Origin of the sequence: Pseudomonas aphyarum, assembly GCF_028657055.1 — a bacterium.
Lineage (GTDB): Bacteria > Pseudomonadota > Gammaproteobacteria > Pseudomonadales > Pseudomonadaceae > Aquipseudomonas > Aquipseudomonas aphyarum.
Map to the genome: position 1 here is coordinate 116,846 of NZ_JAMDGS010000017.1, position 17,905 is coordinate 134,750.

The following is a 17,905-nucleotide window of genomic DNA, read 5'->3' on the forward strand; positions in this document are numbered from 1 at the left end:
TGCCTCCTTACCTGCCCTTCGCAGACCAAAATATCGAATTGACATCGCCCGCCGGGCCGGCGGTATCAACAAAAGTGAATCCTGTCCCCGGCATCTGAGTGATCACGATCGTTCCAGCAGAAATGACTCCATCCAGTCGCTGAGTCGTGATTGAAAGCACACCATTGGGAAAGGCTATCGGGTACACCACCGAAATATTTCCGCCAGTGTTGTACGAAGGAACAAACCCCCATTGCTCGATCAGTCCGCTAGGATCTTTTTTGTAACCATTGGCCCCAGTTAGCGACGCTTGAAACAACGGCGAATACTTCAAAGCGGCATCACCCGAGTCCAGACTCCAGCCGGGCCCCAGCAAAAGGCGTCGGAAAACCGCAAAGTTTCCGGGTTGAAGCACAACGCTCGCCAAACTGGTCGTATTTACAGCGCTAATGCTTTCCGAGGACCGGGTTTTTACTGTCAACCCCGCAGTGGTTGTCAGATGAACCAGGCCACCTGGCGGAACGCTGTTCCAGTCAGGAAGCGTTGCCGTCAAACCGGGCTCAGTGAAGATCGACAGTCTCCCGACGTCGGCAACGGTCAACTGGGTGTTGGTGGCATAGTTCGTCTGGCCGGCATAACTGCCAAGCGCGCGCTGAACAAACCTGGTCGTTGCCAGAGCATCGTCATTACTAAAAACATTAGCTGTCGGCGCTGTCGGGGTGCCAGAAAACGCAGGTGAACTGAGCGGCGCAAAACCGTAGGTGATGTTCTGAAACACCAAAGCGGTAGTGCCAAGCAATACCGGACCATCGGTAACCAGCTGCCAGATCGTGTCAGCCTGAGTTGTGCCTTGCTCAACGGATACGTTAAGGCCAGAAGTTACTTTCAAGTTTGAGTCAGCATCTTTTGCGCGAACCCAAACATCGTTCGCAACAACGTACAACCCATTGTCTTTCGATAACGTCTGGTTCTTCACCAGCACCCGATCCCCCGCAACGACCGCAACACCATCAATGGTTTGTGCCGCCTTCAATACAATATTGCCCGTAGTTGCCACTCGTACGGATTGCTTGGCATCAAGCTTGGATAGTTCATCGGCCACGTACCCGGCCACCCACGCACGAGTGGCCTTGACCACCGTGTCATCGATCAGCAGCGTTACCAGCGAGGCATTGCCGGTCTCGAAAATCGAGCGAATGTAGAACTCTTTGCCCGAGCCCGACGTGGCCAGCACCGGCTTGAACGACTCCGGGTATTTGACGATGGCGTAGAGAATGCCGGTGTCGGTCCACAGACCCGCTTCACGCACGTACCAGCCGCCGACGTCCGGCGGAATGGTGACTTCGGCGAGCAGCCAGCTCGGATTCTTCTCGTCCTGGAACAACGCGTTGAGCGGACCGCGCCAGACTTCGCGCTTCAGCGCGGTGGCGGTTGCGGCCGGGTTGTAGACCCCGCCCTCACCACCGTCGCCGACGGAAATCTGCGTCAACTTGATCGGTACGCCCGCCGCCTTGCAGGCGGTTTCGTAGGCAATCCCTGCGTTGGTAAGCAGGGTGTAATAGTCAGCCATTCAGGCCCCCTGAGGATAAATAGTGGATGTTTCGACGGTGTACAGCGCAGCCGCCATGAAGGCCTCGCCGGATGTCTCGAGCCCTTCGAGGAACACCGGATAAACCGTGGTCAGCTCACCGCAGAAGGTCGCGGCGCCGATGACGTGGTTGCCGAATGCGCTGAGGCCGACCGACACCGACAGCACGTCCCGCTCGCTCTTGGCATCAGCCAGGCGCCGGTCGAGACGGGCGTCGATTTCTTCGCTGTAGGGTTGTTCGCTGAAGGCCCGCACGGAAAAGCTGTAGGGCTCGCCGGGCGGGGTCTGTTCGTACCAGGCGCGGATTTCCGGCCGGAGTTGCAACCCCTTGGCAGCGTTTTCCAGCGCCTTGCGGGTGCCGGCCTGACGTGCGGTGGGCCAGGCCAGTTCGACGGTCAGGCGCTTTTCCGCTTCCGGTGCGTCGGTGCTCCATTCGGCCACCCCGCGATCCGCTGCGAGATACGGCAGGAACGCGACGGGTGTCGAGGCCGGGTTCATCAGTTCGGGAAACGGCGGCGCGACGCGATCAAGCAGTGCGCCGAAGCCAATGTCGAGGGCCCGTTCCAGCGCCGAGCTGTTGGCCGGCAGCAGGGTCGGACGCGGTGTCTGATCGGTCATAGCGTCTGCACCTCGACTTCGACCGCCGTGCAGTACGGCGCTTGAAACGCCGAGCACACAACGGAATCCAGCGGTTCAAGGACCTGCAGTTGCACGGCGCCGGCGCTGTGCAGCGTGTAGTCGATCCAGCTCGGGTCGACCCGGCCTTCCAGGCGATGGCAACTGTCGGCGTAGGCCTGCAAATGCTGCTGCGCGGCGACTTTGGTCAGGCCCGAATCCGGGCCGGAATTGATCTTTGCCACGACGCGGATTTTGTAGCGCTGAATCTCAGCAGCTTTGACGGTGACCTTGTCTGTTTCCGGGCAAACATCAGGCCGGGCAAAGTGTCGACGCACGCCTTCGAGCAAAGTCGAGGACGGAGTACCGTCGCCCTCGCGGGCAAGCACGGTGACTTGCACTTCGCCAGGCGAGGTGCGGCGACCGTTACCGTCCTTGACCTGCGCGGCGAGGCCGTCCGGGTCAAAGGTGTAAGTGACGTTCACAACGCCCGCATCGGTGGATTCGACTTTCACCGTCGGCCGTTCGCCGAGAGTGAAGACCTCGCGGCGATACTGCATCCGCGACCCCGCCGCCGGCGCATGGGGCGCCAGGTAATAGCGCAGCCGGGCATCGTCGTCGCTCTCGTAGATTGCCGGCACTGGCGGGAATGCCGCCGGGTCGCCCGGATCGAGCAACTGTCGCTCCAGGCCCATGTCCGCCAACCGCGCATCAAGGTTGCTGCCGGTGGCCCACCACGCCAGCATCTGCTTGATCCGGGCGTTGTATTTTCGTTCGTGGGTTTGCAGGCGAACGCAGAAAGCTTCGAGCGCCAGGGTCAGCAGTTCGCTTTCGTTTTCCAGGCTGGTCTTGAGTTTTTCCGCGCTCTGCGGCGAACGTGCGCCGACGTACTCGATGACGAAAGTCTTGAACTCGGCGAGCAGGTCCTCGAACGCATCGACCTTGATCAAGGAGGGTTCGGCCAACTGGTTCTGGCCGGGGATCAACATGCTCATGTCACGACCTCGAAAGTCTGTTGGCGATTTTTCCAGGTGCCGGCAAACCGCAGCAGCAAACCGGCGCCCTGTCGGGTGGCGACGATCACGCCGGGCTGGAAATCGCCGATGCCGTTTTGCGGGTTGTAGAACGCCTGAGCCGCGTGGCTCTGGGCGAGCAACAGGATGTCGTCGCCCAGGTTCTGCCCCAGCAGCGTGGGGATCAACGAACCGTACAAGGGCCGTTTTTGCCGGGTGCCCAGCGGCGTGGTCAGGGCCCGGGTCGCGCGCTGCACGAACTGCAGCCAGTCGTCGACCGTGGCCCCGCTGTCTCTATCGATTCCGATCATGGGAAGCTCTTGATTCAGGGGCTGATGACGCGGCCCTGGTGATCCACCAACGGGCCGCTGAAATGCACGCCCGAGGCGTCGATGGTCAGGCCGACGGCGCCCAGTTGCAGGTTGATCGCTTGCGGAGTCATTGCCAGCCGTGCCGGCCCGATGCTCAGCTCAAGCGCTTCGCGAGAACCGTTGAAGGCTGCCGGACCGTTTTGCCAATGCAGCGTGTGCGTGGCGTCGTCGTAGCCGCTTTCGCTGCCGTCCTGATGGACGCGACGAGTCAACGTCGGCACCGTCGAGGTCGGCGGAAAGCGGTCGCTGTTCAGGCCGAACAGCGCCACGCTTTGCGCGCCGCTTTCACCGCTGCCGTAGTTGAACAGCAGACACTGTTCGCCCACCGTCGGGATCCGCGACTCGCTCTGCGCGCCGGCGCTCGGGTTGAAGAACTTGATGGCCGGGGTGAGCAAACCACCGTGGCTGACCCTGCAGGTGTTGCTCGCGGCGTCGACGTCCTGACAGATGCCGATGCGGCAATAACTCTCGGCGCGCCGGTGCAGGTCTTCGATCTCGGCTTCCATTTCCGCCAGACGCTCGATGATCGGGCCCAGCTGCATTCGCAGTAACGCGTCGAACATCGGTCAGGCCTCCAGCGAGGTGTATTGGTCGGGGTCGTCGATGTCGCTGACTTCCCAGGTGCGGGCGAATTTCGGTGTACCGAGCGGGTCGTCCAGCAGGGTCGGGCCGAGGTAGAGGGTCTGGCTGAAGGACAGCGTCCAGGCCTTGTTCGGCTGATCGGCGCGGATGAGCAACGACGGCATTCCATCGATATTCATCGGCAGATCGCATTGCTCGCCGGACAGGCCCCAGCGATTGTCGGTGACCAGATTCTTCAAGGCGGCGATCAGGTCACAGGCGGCAAACGCCGTGGCGGACAGCGCCGGAATGACTTGCAGCGACAGCGTCAGCACATGAGCGATGCGTCCGTTGGCGGCGCGCGCTCCCGGTGCGTTTCGCTCGATGTCGATCAGCACCCAGGCCTTGTCGCCGGGGACCGTGAAGTCATCGTGATTGCCGACCTGCATGTTCAGGTCGGGGTTGTTGCGCAAGACTGTCGCGATCGCCGTGAACAACTGCGAAGGCTGCTGGATCGGTGTGGGCATGCTTGACCTCCTTTTCTGATGTCCACGCGAATTCCCGCCGCACACAGTGCAGCGAGGCAGGAAAGTGAAGGGTTTACTGTGAGTCGCGGGGCGGGATTTCGCAGACGCCAATGCGCTTGGCGGCCCAGCGCTCGTAAAGTCCGATGGCGACGTCGGCACCGGCCATTGCTGTCAGGCAACCGATCGCGCACGCGGCCCAGATGGACATACCGGCGGCATACAGCAGCATGATCGCCGACACGCCGCAGATGACGCAGGCCCCGGAGCGCAACGCCAGACGCCGGATCAACGCCCAACCGCGGGCGCCCTCCTTGTCAGCGCGCCACATTTCGCCGGATACGCCGCCCACCAGGGCGAGCAGAATGACCAGCCAGATCGGCATGTCCGCCAACGCTTGTTGCTCGTTTGTCATGTCACGCCTCCTGGTGTGATGGATGAATAGTGTGTGTTGGGTTCAATCGGTTTCTCTTGAGGTAGGCATTCCAAAAAGCCCGGCAACTGGCCGGGCTTTTCAGTAATGCGCTCTCGATATCGGGGTTGAATCAGAAGGGTGCTACCGGCCAGGTGACCGTGTACGGATAGCCGGATTGCTTTTTCATTTCGCTGACTCCAACGCAATACTGCTTGTAAGCAAGCAGCTGGGCCCCTTCTGCCGGCGTTGCAACACCCAGATCCACCTTGTATTGCAGGGGATTGAGCATCAGCCATTGATCAGCCGTATTCAGCAACTCCAGAACCTCTTGAGCCACGTCTTTTTCAAGGTCTTGAAAGGTGGGCTCGCTGAAGATCCATTCACCGGTCAGGTTTGAACCCTTCCAGCCCACCTGGACTGCGGGGTTAGCGGTGATATCAACCCAAAAACCATTGGATAGCCCTGCCTCTTCCGGAATGAAGGTCGGCGTTTCCTCGGCCTCTACAATCCGCAGAACTTTGTTAAACGGTTTCGAATAGTTGAATCGAACAAATGCATAACGGTTCATTCATTTCTCCTGCTGGTACTAATGGGATTTTTTGTTCTCTGCATACCCGCTTATGCGTCACTGATTTCTCCAGCGTGCGGTTCTCAGGCAGGCATTCCAAAAAGCCCGGCAGTTCGCCGGGCTTTTCAGTAATGCGCTCCTTCGCCTTCCTTCAATCCTGTGTACGTGAAGGAAGCTGACTTTTCGGCGCTACTGGCGCGGTACGAGTCCATTCAAATTGTTTTTCCGACCGCGGTCCCTGCCCGCCGGATAACTGCTTCTGGTGCTTTACGCTGCACACCCGGGTCAGTTGCCAACCCTCTGAACCGTTGAGGCCGGTTCATCGCTGCCTGTTCTTGTGGAACTAAAGAGCTGTTGTTGCCAGCCGCTTTGTCGAGCGGCTTGGTGGCAAGAGTATGCATGGATGCATATACAGTCAATGCGTAAATGCATTTATTTATGCACAAGAAATGCGCGAATGCATGAAAGCCCCGTCGTTCAAGGGTTGGCCGGTTTTCTACGGGCGAAAAAAAACCCGCCGAGGCGGGTTTTGTCAGAAAGGAATCAGGTTACCGGGCGTACATGCCCCACCAGAAGACGTGACCGAGGATGACGATCTGCTCTTCCTGCATATCCTGGAAGCTGTAATCCTCGTCCGGGTGTTCATCGCGATTGAAGCTGCGCAGACGGATACCGGTAGGCAGGCGATAGAGCTGCTTCACTCGCAATTGACCGTTGTGGTTGATCGCATAAAGGTCGCCATCGATGATGTCGCCAATACCGCACTTGCCGGCATTGACCCCGACCGTGGCACCGTCGCGCAGCACCGGCAACATGCTGTTGCCCCGTACCGTCACGCATTTGGCCTGGTCGAACTGCACACCGTTATGGCGCAGGCTGCGCTTGCCGAAGCGCAGGCTGGAGCGCTCGCTCTCTTCGATGACGAATCTTCCTGATCCAGCAGCCAATTCAACCTCGCGAAGAAAGGGCACCGACACCTCGTCGTCATCGACGGGCGTGTCGTCGTCCCACAGGCTTATGTCCTTGAGTTCGGAATGCAACTCGTCGCGTCCGGCGTTGGCGGTGGGCGCAACATCTGCGCGCCCGCGCAACTGATCGGTGCTCACGGCAAAGTACTCGGCGATCTTCGAGATGTGTTTATCCGAAGGATCGACGATCTTCCCGCTGAGAATCCGCGAGAGCGTGGATTGAGGCACGCCGGTGCGACGGTGGAGCTCCGTGGGGGAGATCCCGTGCTGGTCGAGCAGTGCTCTTAAGACGGTAGATACGTTGCGTTTTTGCATAACGCGCATAGTGCTTGAAGTTTTTCGCGAAGACAAATGCTGATTTGCATAAATCGTGCATAGTCGACCTTTTTACAGCCTATGCATGTCACCCGGCCGCGATGCCTGCGTCCGACAGACCGCCCATGGTAATCTTGCGCCCATCGCGGAAATGCCCGGCCACTGCCGCGCTTTTGCCCCACACCTTTGAACGAGTTGCCTGACAATCCGATGAATAAAGCCGTCTCCGACCTGTCCTCCCACACTCCGATGATGCAGCAGTACTGGCGCCTGAAGAATCAGCACCCGGACCAGCTGATGTTCTACCGCATGGGCGACTTCTACGAGATCTTCTACGAAGACGCGAAGAAGGCGGCCAAGTTGCTGGACATCACCCTGACCGCGCGCGGGCAGTCGGCGGGTCAGGCGATTCCGATGTGCGGGATTCCGTATCACGCGGCGGAAGGCTACCTGGCGAAGCTGGTCAAGCTCGGCGAGTCGGTGGTGATCTGCGAACAGGTTGGTGATCCGGCCACGAGCAAAGGCCCGGTGGAACGCCAGGTGGTCCGCATCATCACCCCAGGCACGGTCAGCGATGAGGCACTGCTCGACGAGCGTCGCGATAACCTGATCGCGGCGGTACTGGGTGACGAGCGCCTGTTCGGCCTCGCCGTGCTGGACATCACCAGCGGCAACTTCACCGTGCTGGAAATCAAGGGCTGGGAGAACCTGCTGGCGGAGCTGGAGCGGGTCAATCCGGTGGAATTGCTGATCCCGGATGACTGGCCAAAGGATCTGCCGGCGGAAAAACGCCGTGGCGTACGTCGTCGTGCACCGTGGGATTTCGAGCGCGACTCGGCGCTGAAAAGTCTCTGCCAGCAATTCTCCACCCAAGACCTGAAAGGCTTTGGCTGCGAAACCCTGACTCTGGCGATCGGCGCCGCCGGTTGCCTGCTGGCGTATGCCAAGGAAACCCAGCGCACCGCCCTGCCCCATCTGCGCAGCCTGCGTCATGAACGGCTGGACGACACCGTGGTGCTGGACGGCGCCAGCCGCCGCAACCTCGAACTCGATACCAACCTGGCCGGCGGCCGCGACAATACCCTGCAATCGGTGGTCGACCGTTGCCAGACCGCGATGGGCAGCCGCTTGCTGACCCGCTGGCTCAACCGTCCGCTGCGCGATCTGACCGTGCTGCTGGCTCGCCAGACCTCGATCACTTGCCTGCTTGACCGCTATCGCTTCGAAAGCCTGCAACCGCAGCTCAAGGAAATCGGCGACATCGAGCGGATCCTGGCGCGGATCGGCTTGCGCAATGCCCGCCCTCGCGACCTCGCTCGCCTGCGTGATGCACTCGGTGCCCTGCCTGAACTGCAAATGGCGATGACCGATCTGGAAGCGCCGCACCTGCAACGCCTGGCGACCACCACCAGCACTTACCCGGAACTGGCGGCGCTGCTGGAAAAAGCCATCATCGACAACCCGCCTGCGGTGATCCGTGACGGCGGCGTGTTGAAAACCGGTTACGACAGTGAACTCGACGAGCTGCAATCGCTGAGCGAGAACGCCGGCCAGTTCCTGATCGACCTGGAAGCCCGGGAAAAGGCCCGCACCGGCCTCGCCAACCTGAAAGTCGGCTACAACCGCATTCACGGCTACTTCATCGAGTTGCCGAGCAAGCAGGCCGAGTCGGCGCCGGCAGACTACATCCGCCGCCAGACCCTCAAAGGTGCCGAGCGCTTCATCACGCCAGAACTGAAAGAGTTCGAAGACAAGGCGTTGTCGGCCAAGAGCCGCGCCCTGGCTCGCGAGAAGATGCTCTACGAAGCACTGCTGGAAGATCTGATCAGCCAGTTGCCGCCGTTGCAGGACACCGCTGGCGCGCTGGCCGAACTGGACGTGCTGAGCAACCTCGCCGAACGTGCGCTGAATCTCGACCTGAATTGCCCGACTTTCGTCAGCGAACCGTGCATGCGCATTTCTCAGGGCCGTCATCCGGTGGTCGAGCAAGTACTGACCACGCCGTTCGTGGCCAACGACCTGAGCCTGGACGACAACACCCGCATGCTGGTGATCACCGGCCCGAACATGGGCGGTAAATCCACCTATATGCGCCAGACTGCACTGATCGTGCTGCTGGCACACATCGGCAGCTTCGTGCCGGCGGCCAGTTGCGAACTGTCGCTGGTGGACCGGATCTTCACCCGGATCGGTTCCAGCGACGACCTCGCCGGCGGGCGCTCGACCTTCATGGTGGAAATGAGCGAAACCGCGAACATCCTGCACAACGCCACCGAGCGCAGCCTGGTGCTGATGGACGAAGTCGGTCGCGGCACCAGCACCTTCGACGGTCTATCCCTGGCTTGGGCAGCGGCCGAGCGTCTGGCGCAGCTGCGCGCCTATACTCTGTTTGCGACGCACTATTTCGAACTGACCGTTTTGCCGGAAGCCGAACCGCTGGTGGCCAACGTTCACCTCAACGCCACCGAACACAACGAGCGCATCGTGTTCCTGCACCATGTGTTGCCGGGCCCGGCGAGCCAGAGTTATGGCCTGGCGGTTGCACAATTGGCCGGTGTGCCGAGCGAGGTGATCGTGCGCGCTCGTGAGCACTTGAGCCGCCTGGAAGATACCGCGCTGCCGCATGAGGCGCCAAAACCGGCCGCCAAGGGCAAACCGGCGACGCCGCAGCAGAGCGACATGTTTGCCAGCCTGCCGCATCCGGTGCTCGATGAGTTGGCGAAACTGGATCTGGATGACGTGACACCGCGTCGGGCACTCGAAATACTCTATGCACTAAAGAACCGGATCTAAGCACCGACGAACCGGATATAACGCAAACGGCTTCAAGCTGTTAGAATCTCGCGCGGTTTGGGATGCTGCTGGCTAATAGCCTGGCTGGCAGACATCACTCCCGAACCTGGCGACCCCAACCGTGAAGGGGCAACGCTGCCGCCGCCTGAGGAGAAAATTAGAAATGACCTTCGTCGTCACCGACAACTGCATCAAGTGCAAGTACACCGACTGCGTAGAAGTCTGTCCGGTGGACTGCTTCTACGAAGGCCCGAACTTCCTGGTGATTCACCCGGATGAGTGCATCGACTGCGCCCTGTGCGAGCCGGAATGCCCGGCCGTCGCGATTTTCTCCGAGGACGAAGTTCCGGAAGAGATGCAGGAGTTCATTCAGCTGAACGTTGAATTGGCCGAAATCTGGCCGAATATCACCGAGAAGAAAGAATCGCTGCCGGATGCCGAAGAGTGGGATGGCGTCAAAGGCAAGATCAAAGACCTCGAACGCTGATCTGTCGCGCGTTTGAAGAAAAGGCCCCTCGCGGGCCTTTTTGCTTTTCCGGGTTTTGCTTTTCTTCAGACAAAAAAAAGGGGCGGTTTGACCCGCCCACATTTTTTCCCTATTCCCTGTGTTCCTTTTCATCGTCCTGATGAATCGCTTCCTGCGATATCCGTTCCCCTCTTCCTTGAAGGGCGTGTCTATCCGTCGACACAACCCAGATACTAGAGATTTCCCCGCCGGGGGCAACTGGCCTCCAGCGCACGAACCTGTTGTCATAAGCCCTTCACATTAAAAAATAACCATACAAATCATTAAGTTATGAATCAACAACGAGCGTAATCGCCTTCAGCGGCAGTATAAAAATAACGAACACTTACGATACAGTCAGCAAAGGCTTACAACGCAAACCTACAAGCTGGGAACGTATCCCGCTTTCAGTGCGCCAACAAAAAGCCCCGAACCAGTCGGGGCTTTCTGCATAGCGGTCATGCGGGTGGCTTATTGAAACAGCGACTCGCTCGACAGGCCGTTTTTCTCGAGAATTTCCCGAAGGCGCTTGAGGCCTTCTACCTGGATCTGTCTCACCCGTTCCCGGGTCAGGCCGATCTCCAGGCCTACATCTTCCAGCGTACTGCTCTCATGGCCGCGCAGGCCGAAGCGGCGCACGACCACCTCGCGTTGCTTGTCGGTCAGTTCCGAGAGCCATTGATCGATGCTCTGCGACAGGTCGTCATCCTGCAGCAGTTCGCACGGATCGGTCGGACGGTCATCCGTCAGGGTGTCCAGCAGGGTTTTATCCGAATCCGGACCCAGCGAGACGTCGACCGAAGAAACCCGCTCGTTCAGGCCCAGCATGCGCTTGACCTCGCCCACCGGTTTTTCCAGCAGGTTGGCGATTTCTTCGGGTGAAGGTTCATGGTCGAGCTTTTGCGTCAGCTCCCGTGCAGCCCGCAGGTACACGTTGAGCTCCTTGACCACATGGATCGGCAACCGGATGGTCCGGGTCTGATTCATGATTGCGCGTTCGATGGTCTGACGAATCCACCAGGTCGCGTAGGTCGAGAAACGGAAGCCGCGCTCGGGATCGAACTTTTCCACCGCGCGGATCAGTCCGAGGTTGCCCTCTTCGATCAGATCCAGCAGCGACAGCCCCCGATTGACGTAACGCCGGGCGATTTTGACCACCAGCCGCAGGTTACTTTCGATCATGCGCTTGCGCCCGGCAGGATCGCCACTTTGCGACAAGCGCGCAAAATGAACTTCTTCTTCCGGGGAGAGCAGTGGGGAAAAGCCGATTTCGTTGAGGTACAGCTGCGTGGCATCGAGTGCCCGAGTGTAATCGATGTACTTGTGTTGTTTAAGTGAAGCGGAGTGTTTGGATTTGGCACGAACGGAAGGTGGAGCAGCCCCTTCATCATTCGACATCGAATCCGAATCGATGCCGGTCTCCATCAGGAGAACCTCATCGTCGATGTCAAACTCCGGCACTTCTTTACTGAGAGCCATTGTTATAGTCCTTTGGTGAGTTCGACCCCAAGCTCAAGCGACGCCTTTATCCTTGGCAACGCTGGAGCCTGTCCCCTCTACGCGACGGAACAGGCTGGTCTGCAAATCAACGTCTTGGCAGGAACTGCAGCGGATCTACAGGTTTACCTTGTCGGCGAATCTCAAAATGCAGTTTCACCCGGTCTGTACCCGTTGACCCCATTTCGGCAATTGTCTGTCCGACCTTGACCTGCTGTCCCTCCCGTACCAACAGCCGACGGTTGTGTCCGTAAGCACTGACGTAGGTTTCGCTGTGTTTGATGATGACCAATTCGCCGTAGCCCCTTAAGCCACTCCCGGCGTATACCACCGTCCCATCAGACGCAGCTAAAACAGGCTGTCCCAAATCTCCGGCGATATCAATTCCTTTATTCAAACTACCGTTTGAAGAGAATTTACCAATCAGAATGCCATTAGATGGCCATCCCCAGCCAGTCGGGGCCGGGCCCGGTGGAGGCAATGGAGCGGGTGTTTGCTTGTTGGCGACGGACGGTACAACCGTCGTCGCAACCGCACCGGAACCCGTGGTTGTGGTGGTTGTCGTGCCATTTGCCTGGCGCCGGATAACCGTGGTTTTACTGGACGAAGACGCTGAAGAACCGGAGTTGGTGACGACCGCAGTCGACGTTGAACCGGTGCGGCCATCGAAGCGAATCGTCTGACCCGGATGTATCGTGTATGGCGTAGGAATATTGTTCCGGGCAGCGAGGGCTTTGTAGTCCCAGCCGTAGCGAAAAGCGATGGAAAACAAAGTATCGCCCGGACGGACTACATACTGCCCGGTCGTCACGACCGGGCGCTGGGCCACCGAATTGTTGCGATCGACGACCCGAACGTTGCTCGATTTTGTGCTGGAGCAACCGACCAGCAAGGTGCTCAAGACAAGGCCAGTCACCAGGCGCTGAAAGCTCGTGTTACCCATACGCTGCGCAATGACTGTGAGACTCACCCGCCGCTCCCTTTGTGGTGGCTGAAAAATGTGGAATGCCGATTCCGGCATGAAACTTCGCAAGTATAACGGGCGCAACCGGCTTTACCTTTATAGAAGCGCTATCGCCCGGCGCACACGTTTGCTTGTAGACGATCCATCCTGTTTAAACATTCGCTGCCGCTGTAAGACAGGCACGCTCGACAGGAATTCAGCATCCTGAAACAAATGCTCAGGCCAGCGGACCGTTGAGCAATGGCACGAAACGCACCGCCCCCAGAACGTGTCGGGAGAAGCCGTTTTCTTCGCGCACGATCAGCATCAATTGCTGCACTTCACCGGAGCCGACCGGGATCACCATCCGCCCGCCCGGTGCCAGTTGATCAAGCAGAGCCTGAGGCACATCGGTGGCCACGGCGGTAACGATAATGCCGTTGTACGGCGCCAGCGCCGGCCAGCCTTCCCAGCCATCGCCCCAACGAAACACCACGTTGCGCAGATTGAGCTCGACCAGGCGTTCCTTGGCCCGATCCTGCAGAACCTTGATGCGCTCCACCGAGAACACCCGCTCGACCAGTTGCGACAGCACTGCCGTCTGGTAACCGGAACCGGTGCCGATCTCCAGCACTTTATCCAGCGGCCCGGCCTCCAGCAGCAGCTCGCTCATGCGCGCCACCATATAAGGCTGGGAAATGGTCTGGTTGTTGCCGATCGGCAGCGCGGTGTCTTCATAGGCCCGGTGCGCCAGCGCTTCATCGACGAACAGGTGTCGCGGGGTGCGGCGGATCACTTCCAGCACGCTGGCGTTGGAAACGCCCTCTTCGTACAGACGCTGGATCAGGCGCTCACGGGTTCGCTGGGACGTCATCCCGATGCCGCTGCGCAGCCTGTCGTCTTGTTCACGAGCCATCAGTTGAGCCCCTCCAGCCAGCCGTCGAGACTTCTGAAGGCATCATTGAAGGTGCGATCGAGCTGCAACGGAGTGATGGATACGTAACCCTGCATCACCGCATGGAAATCGGTGCCCGGCCCGCCATCTTCCGCGTCACCTGCCGCTGCGATCCAGTAGCCGGCCTTGCCGCGCGGGTCCACGACTTTCATCGGTGCCGCCGCACGGGCGCGATGGCCGAGACGGGTCAGTTGAATGCCGCGAATGTGATCGATCGGCAGATTCGGAATGTTCACGTTCAACACCGTGCGCGGTGGCAGATCAAGCCCGGCATGGGCCTCGACCAGTTTGCGCGCAAAGTAGGCGGCCGTGGGCAAGTTGTCGACCTGCCGCGACACCAGCGAGAAGGCAAAGGACGGGCGCTCGAGAAAGCGGCCCTCGAGGGCGGCTGCCACCGTCCCGGAATACAGCACGTCATCCCCCAGGTTGGCACCGAGGTTGATACCCGAAACCACCATGTCCGGCTGGCGTTCGAGCAAGCCGTTGAGTCCCAGATGGACGCAGTCGGTCGGTGTGCCATTGAGGCTGATAAAGCCGTTGGCCAGGTATTGCGGGTGCAGCGGACGGTCGAGTGTCAGCGAACTGCTGGCACCGCTCTTGTCCTGTTCCGGGGCGATAACCACGCACTCGGTGTAATCCGCCAGCGCAGCATAAAGCGCGGCAAGACCGGGCGCAGTCACCCCATCGTCGTTAGAAATCAGAATACGCATGGGCTGTCCGTCTGCCCCACCGGCACCAGATCAACGAGTTCGCGCACCAATACGGTGGCGAAGCATCCGGCCGGGAGGACGAATTCCAGTTGCAGAATGTCAGGCTCGGGATAATGCCACGTCAACCCGCCAATGGGCAGCCGCAGGATGCGACGTTCGTGGCTCATACCGGCATTAATCAACCAATCGCGCAGATCCGCCTCGCGTGCGGCAATCCCCTGCTCCAGATCATGGACAACCCCGGCCGCCGGCGAGTCACCTTCGCCCCACTGCGGGCCGGTCGGATGCAGGTCAAGGATGGCCAGGCGCGGGTCGCTGCACTCGGCTTCACCGGCCGGGAAAAAGCTGCGGCTGTCGGTGAAGGCCAGCAGATCGCCGACCTGGGCACGCTGCCAGGTGCCATCGGCGACCCGCGCCGCGAGCACCTGATTGAACAGAAAACTGCGCGCGGTCGACAGCAGGCGCGAACGCACATTGCGTTGTTCCGGCAGCGCCTTGCGCGCGGCCCACGAACGGGCATCGACGACGTTGCCACCGTCATGGCCGAAACGCTGGGCACCAAAATAATTCGGGATACCTTGTTTGGCGATCAGTTGCAGGCGCTCGTCGATGGCAGCCTTGTCGCCATTTAACTGGGTCAGGCGCAGGGTGAAACCGTTGGCCGAATGCGCACCGCGTTGCAGCTTGCGCTTGTGGCGGGTGGTCTTGAGGATCTTCAGCGTGTCGTTTTCCGCCGCCGACAGGTCCGGGTCAGCCTTGCCCGGCAATTGCACGCTGAACCACTGACGGGTCAGCGCCTGACGATCCTTCAGACCGGCATAGCTCACCGTACGCAGCGGCACACCGGCCGCCTTGGCGATACGGCGCGCGGCTTCTTCAGTATTCAGGCCGCGCTTTTCCACCCAGATCCACAGGTGCTCGCCGTCACCGCTGAACGGAATGTCGAGAACTTCATCGACCTGGAAATCTTCGGCGATGGCTTTCAGTACCGCGGTGCCGAGGGCGTCGCCATAGGCACGTGGGCCGAGCAGTTGCAGTTCGTTCATGCGCGCAGCAACAAGGCAACGGAATGCACGGCGATGCCTTCTTCGCGACCGACGAAGCCGAGCTTCTCGGTGGTGGTGGCTTTCACGTTCACTTGATCCAGTTCTACTTGCAGATCCGCGGCAATCAACGCGCGCATCGATTCGATATGGGGGGCCATTTTCGGTGCCTGGGCAACGATGGTGTTGTCGACGTTGCCGACCTTCCAGCCTTTGGCGTGGATCAGACTGACCACGTGACGCAGCAGCACTCGGCTGTCGGCGCCCTTGAATTGCGGGTCGGTATCCGGGAAATGCTTGCCGATATCACCCAGCGCCGCCGCGCCGAGCAAGGCGTCGCTCAAGGCATGCAGCAGGACGTCACCGTCGGAGTGAGCGAGCAGCCCGAAGCCGTGTGCGATTCGCACGCCGCCCAGAGTAATGAAATCGCCTTCAGCGAAACGGTGCACATCATAGCCGTGGCCAATACGCATAAAAAAACGCCCCGAATTTTGTCAGGGCGTGATTCTACCTGCATTAGGCCTTGAGGGCGCGCGCGTGATGCTGCAAGTGGTCGTCAATGAAGCTCGCGATGAAGAAATAGCTGTGGTCGTAGCCCGGTTGCAGGCGCAACGTCAACGGATGACCCGCCTGTTTTGCCGCTTGTTGCAGGGCTTCGGGTTTGAGCTGGGTGGCGAGGAAATCGTCGCGGTCACCCTGATCGACCAGCAGTGGCAGTTTCTCGTCCGCTTCGGCGATCAGTGCACAGGCATCCCACTCGCGCCACTTCGAACGGTCTTCGCCCAGATAGCGGTTGAATGCCTTCTGGCCCCACGGGCAGTCGATCGGATTGTTGATCGGCGAAAACGCCGAAACCGACTGGTAACGACCCGGATTACGCAACGCACAGACCAGCGCACCGTGACCGCCCATGGAGTGGCCGCTGATGCTGCGCTTGTCCGAGGCCGGGAAATGCGCTTCAACCAGTGAAGGCAATTCCTGCACGACATAGTCATGCATCCGATAGTGCCGCGACCACGGCTCCTGCGTGGCATTCAGATAAAACCCGGCACCGAGGCCGAAATCCCACGCGCCATCGGGATCACCCGGTACGTCGGGGCCACGGGGGCTGGTGTCCGGCGCCACGATGATCAGGCCGAGTTCTGCCGCCATGCGCATCGCGCCGGCCTTCTGCATGAAGTTCTCGTCCGTGCAGGTCAGGCCCGACAGCCAGTACAGCACCGGCAGCTTGCCGCCCTGCTCTGCCTGCGGCGGCAGGTACACGGCGAACACCATGTCGCAGCCCAGCACTTCGGAACGATGGCGATAGCGCTTGTGCCAACCGCCGAAACTTTTCTGACAGGAGATGTTTTCCAGACTCATGTAGGACTCCTACGCAGCCACGGCTGCACATCGGCAGCCGTGGCATCGCGATTGATCAGAAATGAATGACGGTGCGGATGCTCTTGCCTTCGTGCATCAGGTCGAAGGCTTTGTTGATGTCTTCCAGGCCCATGGTGTGGGTGATGAAAGTATCCAGCGGGATTTCGCCGCTTTGCGCCATGTCGACGTAGCTTGGCAATTCGGTACGGCCACGCACGCCACCGAACGCCGAACCACGCCAGACGCGGCCGGTCACCAACTGGAACGGACGGGTAGCGATTTCCTGGCCGGCACCGGCCACGCCGATGATGACCGACTCGCCCCAGCCCTTGTGGCAGCACTCGAGGGCTGCGCGCATCAGTTGCACATTGCCGATGCATTCGAAGGAGAAGTCGACGCCGCCATCGGTCATGTCGACGATCACTTCCTGGATCGGACGATCGAAATCTTTCGGGTTCACGCAATCCGTGGCACCCAGTTGCTTGGCGATTTCGAACTTGGCCGGGTTGATGTCGATGGCGATGATGCGCGAGGCCTTGGCCTTCACCGCGCCAATCACGGCCGACAGACCGATGCCGCCGAGACCGAAGATGGCCACGGTGTCACCCGGTTTGACCTTGGCGGTATTGATCACCGCACCGATACCGGTGGTCACGCCGCAACCGAGCAGGCAGACCTTTTCCAGCGGCGCATCCTTGGAGATCTTGGCCACGGAGATTTCCGGCAGCACGGTGTACTCGGAGAAGGTCGAAGTACCCATGTAGTGGAAAATCGTTTGGCCCTTGTAGGAAAAGCGCGAAGTGCCGTCCGGCATCAGGCCCTTGCCCTGGGTGGCGCGAATGGCCTGACACAGGTTGGTCTTGCCCGACTTACAGAATTTGCACTGACCGCATTCCGGGGTGTACAGCGGAATCACGTGGTCGCCGACGGCCACCGAGGTCACACCTTCGCCGATCGCTTCGACGATGGCGCCGCCTTCGTGGCCGAGGATCGACGGGAAGATACCTTCCGGGTCAGCGCCGGACAGGGTGTAGGCGTCAGTGTGACAAACTCCGGAAGCCACCACGCGCAGCAACACTTCACCGGCCTTGGGCATGGCGACATCGACTTCTACGATTTCCAGCGGCTTCTTGGCCTCGAAGGCAACGGCGGCGCGCGACTTGATCATGCTGACTCTCCA

The 17,905-nt window shown here is 60.0% G+C and carries 19 protein-coding genes; 2 read left to right on the forward strand and 17 right to left on the reverse strand.

Annotated features, from left to right (window positions below):
- Positions 1 to 7: 7 nt before the first annotated feature.
- The 9 genes from M5G18_RS25785 to M5G18_RS25825 form a co-directional block, all read right to left on the reverse strand.
- Positions 8 to 1,549, reverse strand: coding sequence for a phage tail protein (locus M5G18_RS25785; protein WP_273896394.1), 1,542 nt, complete (start codon positions 1,547 to 1,549; stop codon positions 8 to 10).
- Positions 1,550 to 2,185: a phage tail protein I gene (locus M5G18_RS25790; protein ID WP_085612309.1), complete on the reverse strand. Its 636-nt coding sequence runs from the start codon at positions 2,183 to 2,185 to the stop codon at positions 1,550 to 1,552. It lies immediately after the preceding gene.
- Complete coding sequence (locus tag M5G18_RS25795; RefSeq protein ID WP_273896393.1) at positions 2,182 to 3,177, reverse strand: baseplate J/gp47 family protein; 996 nt, start codon at positions 3,175 to 3,177, stop codon at positions 2,182 to 2,184. The genes M5G18_RS25790 and M5G18_RS25795 overlap by 4 nt, the downstream gene beginning before the upstream one ends.
- Positions 3,174 to 3,506 (reverse strand): hypothetical protein, encoded by a 333-nt coding sequence (locus M5G18_RS25800; protein ID WP_007954853.1) that lies wholly within the window; start codon positions 3,504 to 3,506, stop codon positions 3,174 to 3,176. The genes M5G18_RS25795 and M5G18_RS25800 overlap by 4 nt, the downstream gene beginning before the upstream one ends.
- Positions 3,507 to 3,520: 14 nt before the next feature.
- Entirely contained in the window at positions 3,521 to 4,129 is a 609-nt protein-coding gene (locus M5G18_RS25805; RefSeq protein WP_273896392.1) for a phage baseplate assembly protein V, read from the reverse strand.
- A gap of 3 nt (positions 4,130 to 4,132) precedes the next feature.
- Positions 4,133 to 4,654, reverse strand: a complete 522-nt coding sequence (locus M5G18_RS25810) for a hypothetical protein (protein WP_273896391.1) — start codon at positions 4,652 to 4,654, stop codon at positions 4,133 to 4,135.
- A 73-nt stretch (positions 4,655 to 4,727) separates the two neighbouring features.
- Positions 4,728 to 5,066, reverse strand: coding sequence for a phage holin family protein (locus tag M5G18_RS25815; RefSeq protein ID WP_064593815.1), 339 nt, complete (start codon positions 5,064 to 5,066; stop codon positions 4,728 to 4,730).
- 130 nt (positions 5,067 to 5,196) lie between these two features.
- Positions 5,197 to 5,634 carry a tail fiber assembly protein gene (locus tag M5G18_RS25820; protein ID WP_273896390.1) on the reverse strand — a complete coding sequence of 146 codons (438 nt, stop codon included), beginning with the start codon at positions 5,632 to 5,634 and terminating at the stop codon, positions 5,197 to 5,199.
- 548 nt (positions 5,635 to 6,182) lie between these two features.
- Complete coding sequence (locus tag M5G18_RS25825; RefSeq protein WP_192563716.1) at positions 6,183 to 6,917, reverse strand: XRE family transcriptional regulator; 735 nt, start codon at positions 6,915 to 6,917, stop codon at positions 6,183 to 6,185.
- Positions 6,918 to 7,127: 210 nt separating this feature from the next.
- Here M5G18_RS25825 and mutS point away from each other — a divergent pair, with 210 nt between their 5' ends.
- Positions 7,128 to 9,710 (forward strand): DNA mismatch repair protein MutS, encoded by a 2,583-nt coding sequence (gene mutS, locus M5G18_RS25830; protein ID WP_273896389.1) that lies wholly within the window; start codon positions 7,128 to 7,130, stop codon positions 9,708 to 9,710.
- A gap of 163 nt (positions 9,711 to 9,873) precedes the next feature.
- Complete coding sequence (gene fdxA, locus M5G18_RS25835) at positions 9,874 to 10,197, forward strand: ferredoxin FdxA (RefSeq protein ID WP_007908827.1); 324 nt, start codon at positions 9,874 to 9,876, stop codon at positions 10,195 to 10,197.
- A gap of 489 nt (positions 10,198 to 10,686) precedes the next feature.
- On the opposite strand, the gene rpoS is transcribed toward fdxA, so the two are convergent.
- The 8 genes from rpoS to M5G18_RS25875 all read right to left on the reverse strand — a co-directional run bounded on the left by rpoS (position 10,687) and on the right by M5G18_RS25875 (position 17,893).
- Positions 10,687 to 11,694 carry an RNA polymerase sigma factor RpoS gene (rpoS, locus tag M5G18_RS25840; RefSeq protein ID WP_007954831.1) on the reverse strand — a complete coding sequence of 336 codons (1,008 nt, stop codon included), beginning with the start codon at positions 11,692 to 11,694 and terminating at the stop codon, positions 10,687 to 10,689.
- Between the two features lie 106 nt (positions 11,695 to 11,800).
- The gene (locus M5G18_RS25845; protein WP_273896388.1) at positions 11,801 to 12,682 is read right to left on the reverse strand and encodes a peptidoglycan DD-metalloendopeptidase family protein; all 882 of its coding nucleotides are present in this window, start codon (positions 12,680 to 12,682) and stop codon (positions 11,801 to 11,803) included.
- A 211-nt stretch (positions 12,683 to 12,893) separates the two neighbouring features.
- The gene (locus M5G18_RS25850; RefSeq protein WP_170844894.1) at positions 12,894 to 13,529 is read right to left on the reverse strand and encodes a protein-L-isoaspartate(D-aspartate) O-methyltransferase; all 636 of its coding nucleotides are present in this window, start codon (positions 13,527 to 13,529) and stop codon (positions 12,894 to 12,896) included.
- A gap of 41 nt (positions 13,530 to 13,570) precedes the next feature.
- Positions 13,571 to 14,320, reverse strand: coding sequence for a 5'/3'-nucleotidase SurE (surE, locus tag M5G18_RS25855; RefSeq protein WP_085748122.1), 750 nt, complete (start codon positions 14,318 to 14,320; stop codon positions 13,571 to 13,573).
- Positions 14,308 to 15,366 (reverse strand): tRNA pseudouridine(13) synthase TruD, encoded by a 1,059-nt coding sequence (gene truD, locus M5G18_RS25860; protein ID WP_273896387.1) that lies wholly within the window; start codon positions 15,364 to 15,366, stop codon positions 14,308 to 14,310. Before truD ends, surE begins: the two co-directional genes overlap by 13 nt.
- The gene (ispF, locus tag M5G18_RS25865; protein WP_007954821.1) at positions 15,363 to 15,836 is read right to left on the reverse strand and encodes a 2-C-methyl-D-erythritol 2,4-cyclodiphosphate synthase; all 474 of its coding nucleotides are present in this window, start codon (positions 15,834 to 15,836) and stop codon (positions 15,363 to 15,365) included. Before ispF ends, truD begins: the two co-directional genes overlap by 4 nt.
- 43 nt (positions 15,837 to 15,879) lie before the next feature.
- Positions 15,880 to 16,725: an S-formylglutathione hydrolase gene (gene fghA / locus M5G18_RS25870; RefSeq protein WP_273896386.1), complete on the reverse strand. Its 846-nt coding sequence runs from the start codon at positions 16,723 to 16,725 to the stop codon at positions 15,880 to 15,882.
- Between the two features lie 55 nt (positions 16,726 to 16,780).
- A complete protein-coding gene (locus M5G18_RS25875; RefSeq protein WP_007954819.1) occupies positions 16,781 to 17,893 on the reverse strand; it encodes an S-(hydroxymethyl)glutathione dehydrogenase/class III alcohol dehydrogenase in 1,113 nt (370 codons plus the stop codon).
- Between the last annotated feature and the right edge of the window lie 12 nt (positions 17,894 to 17,905).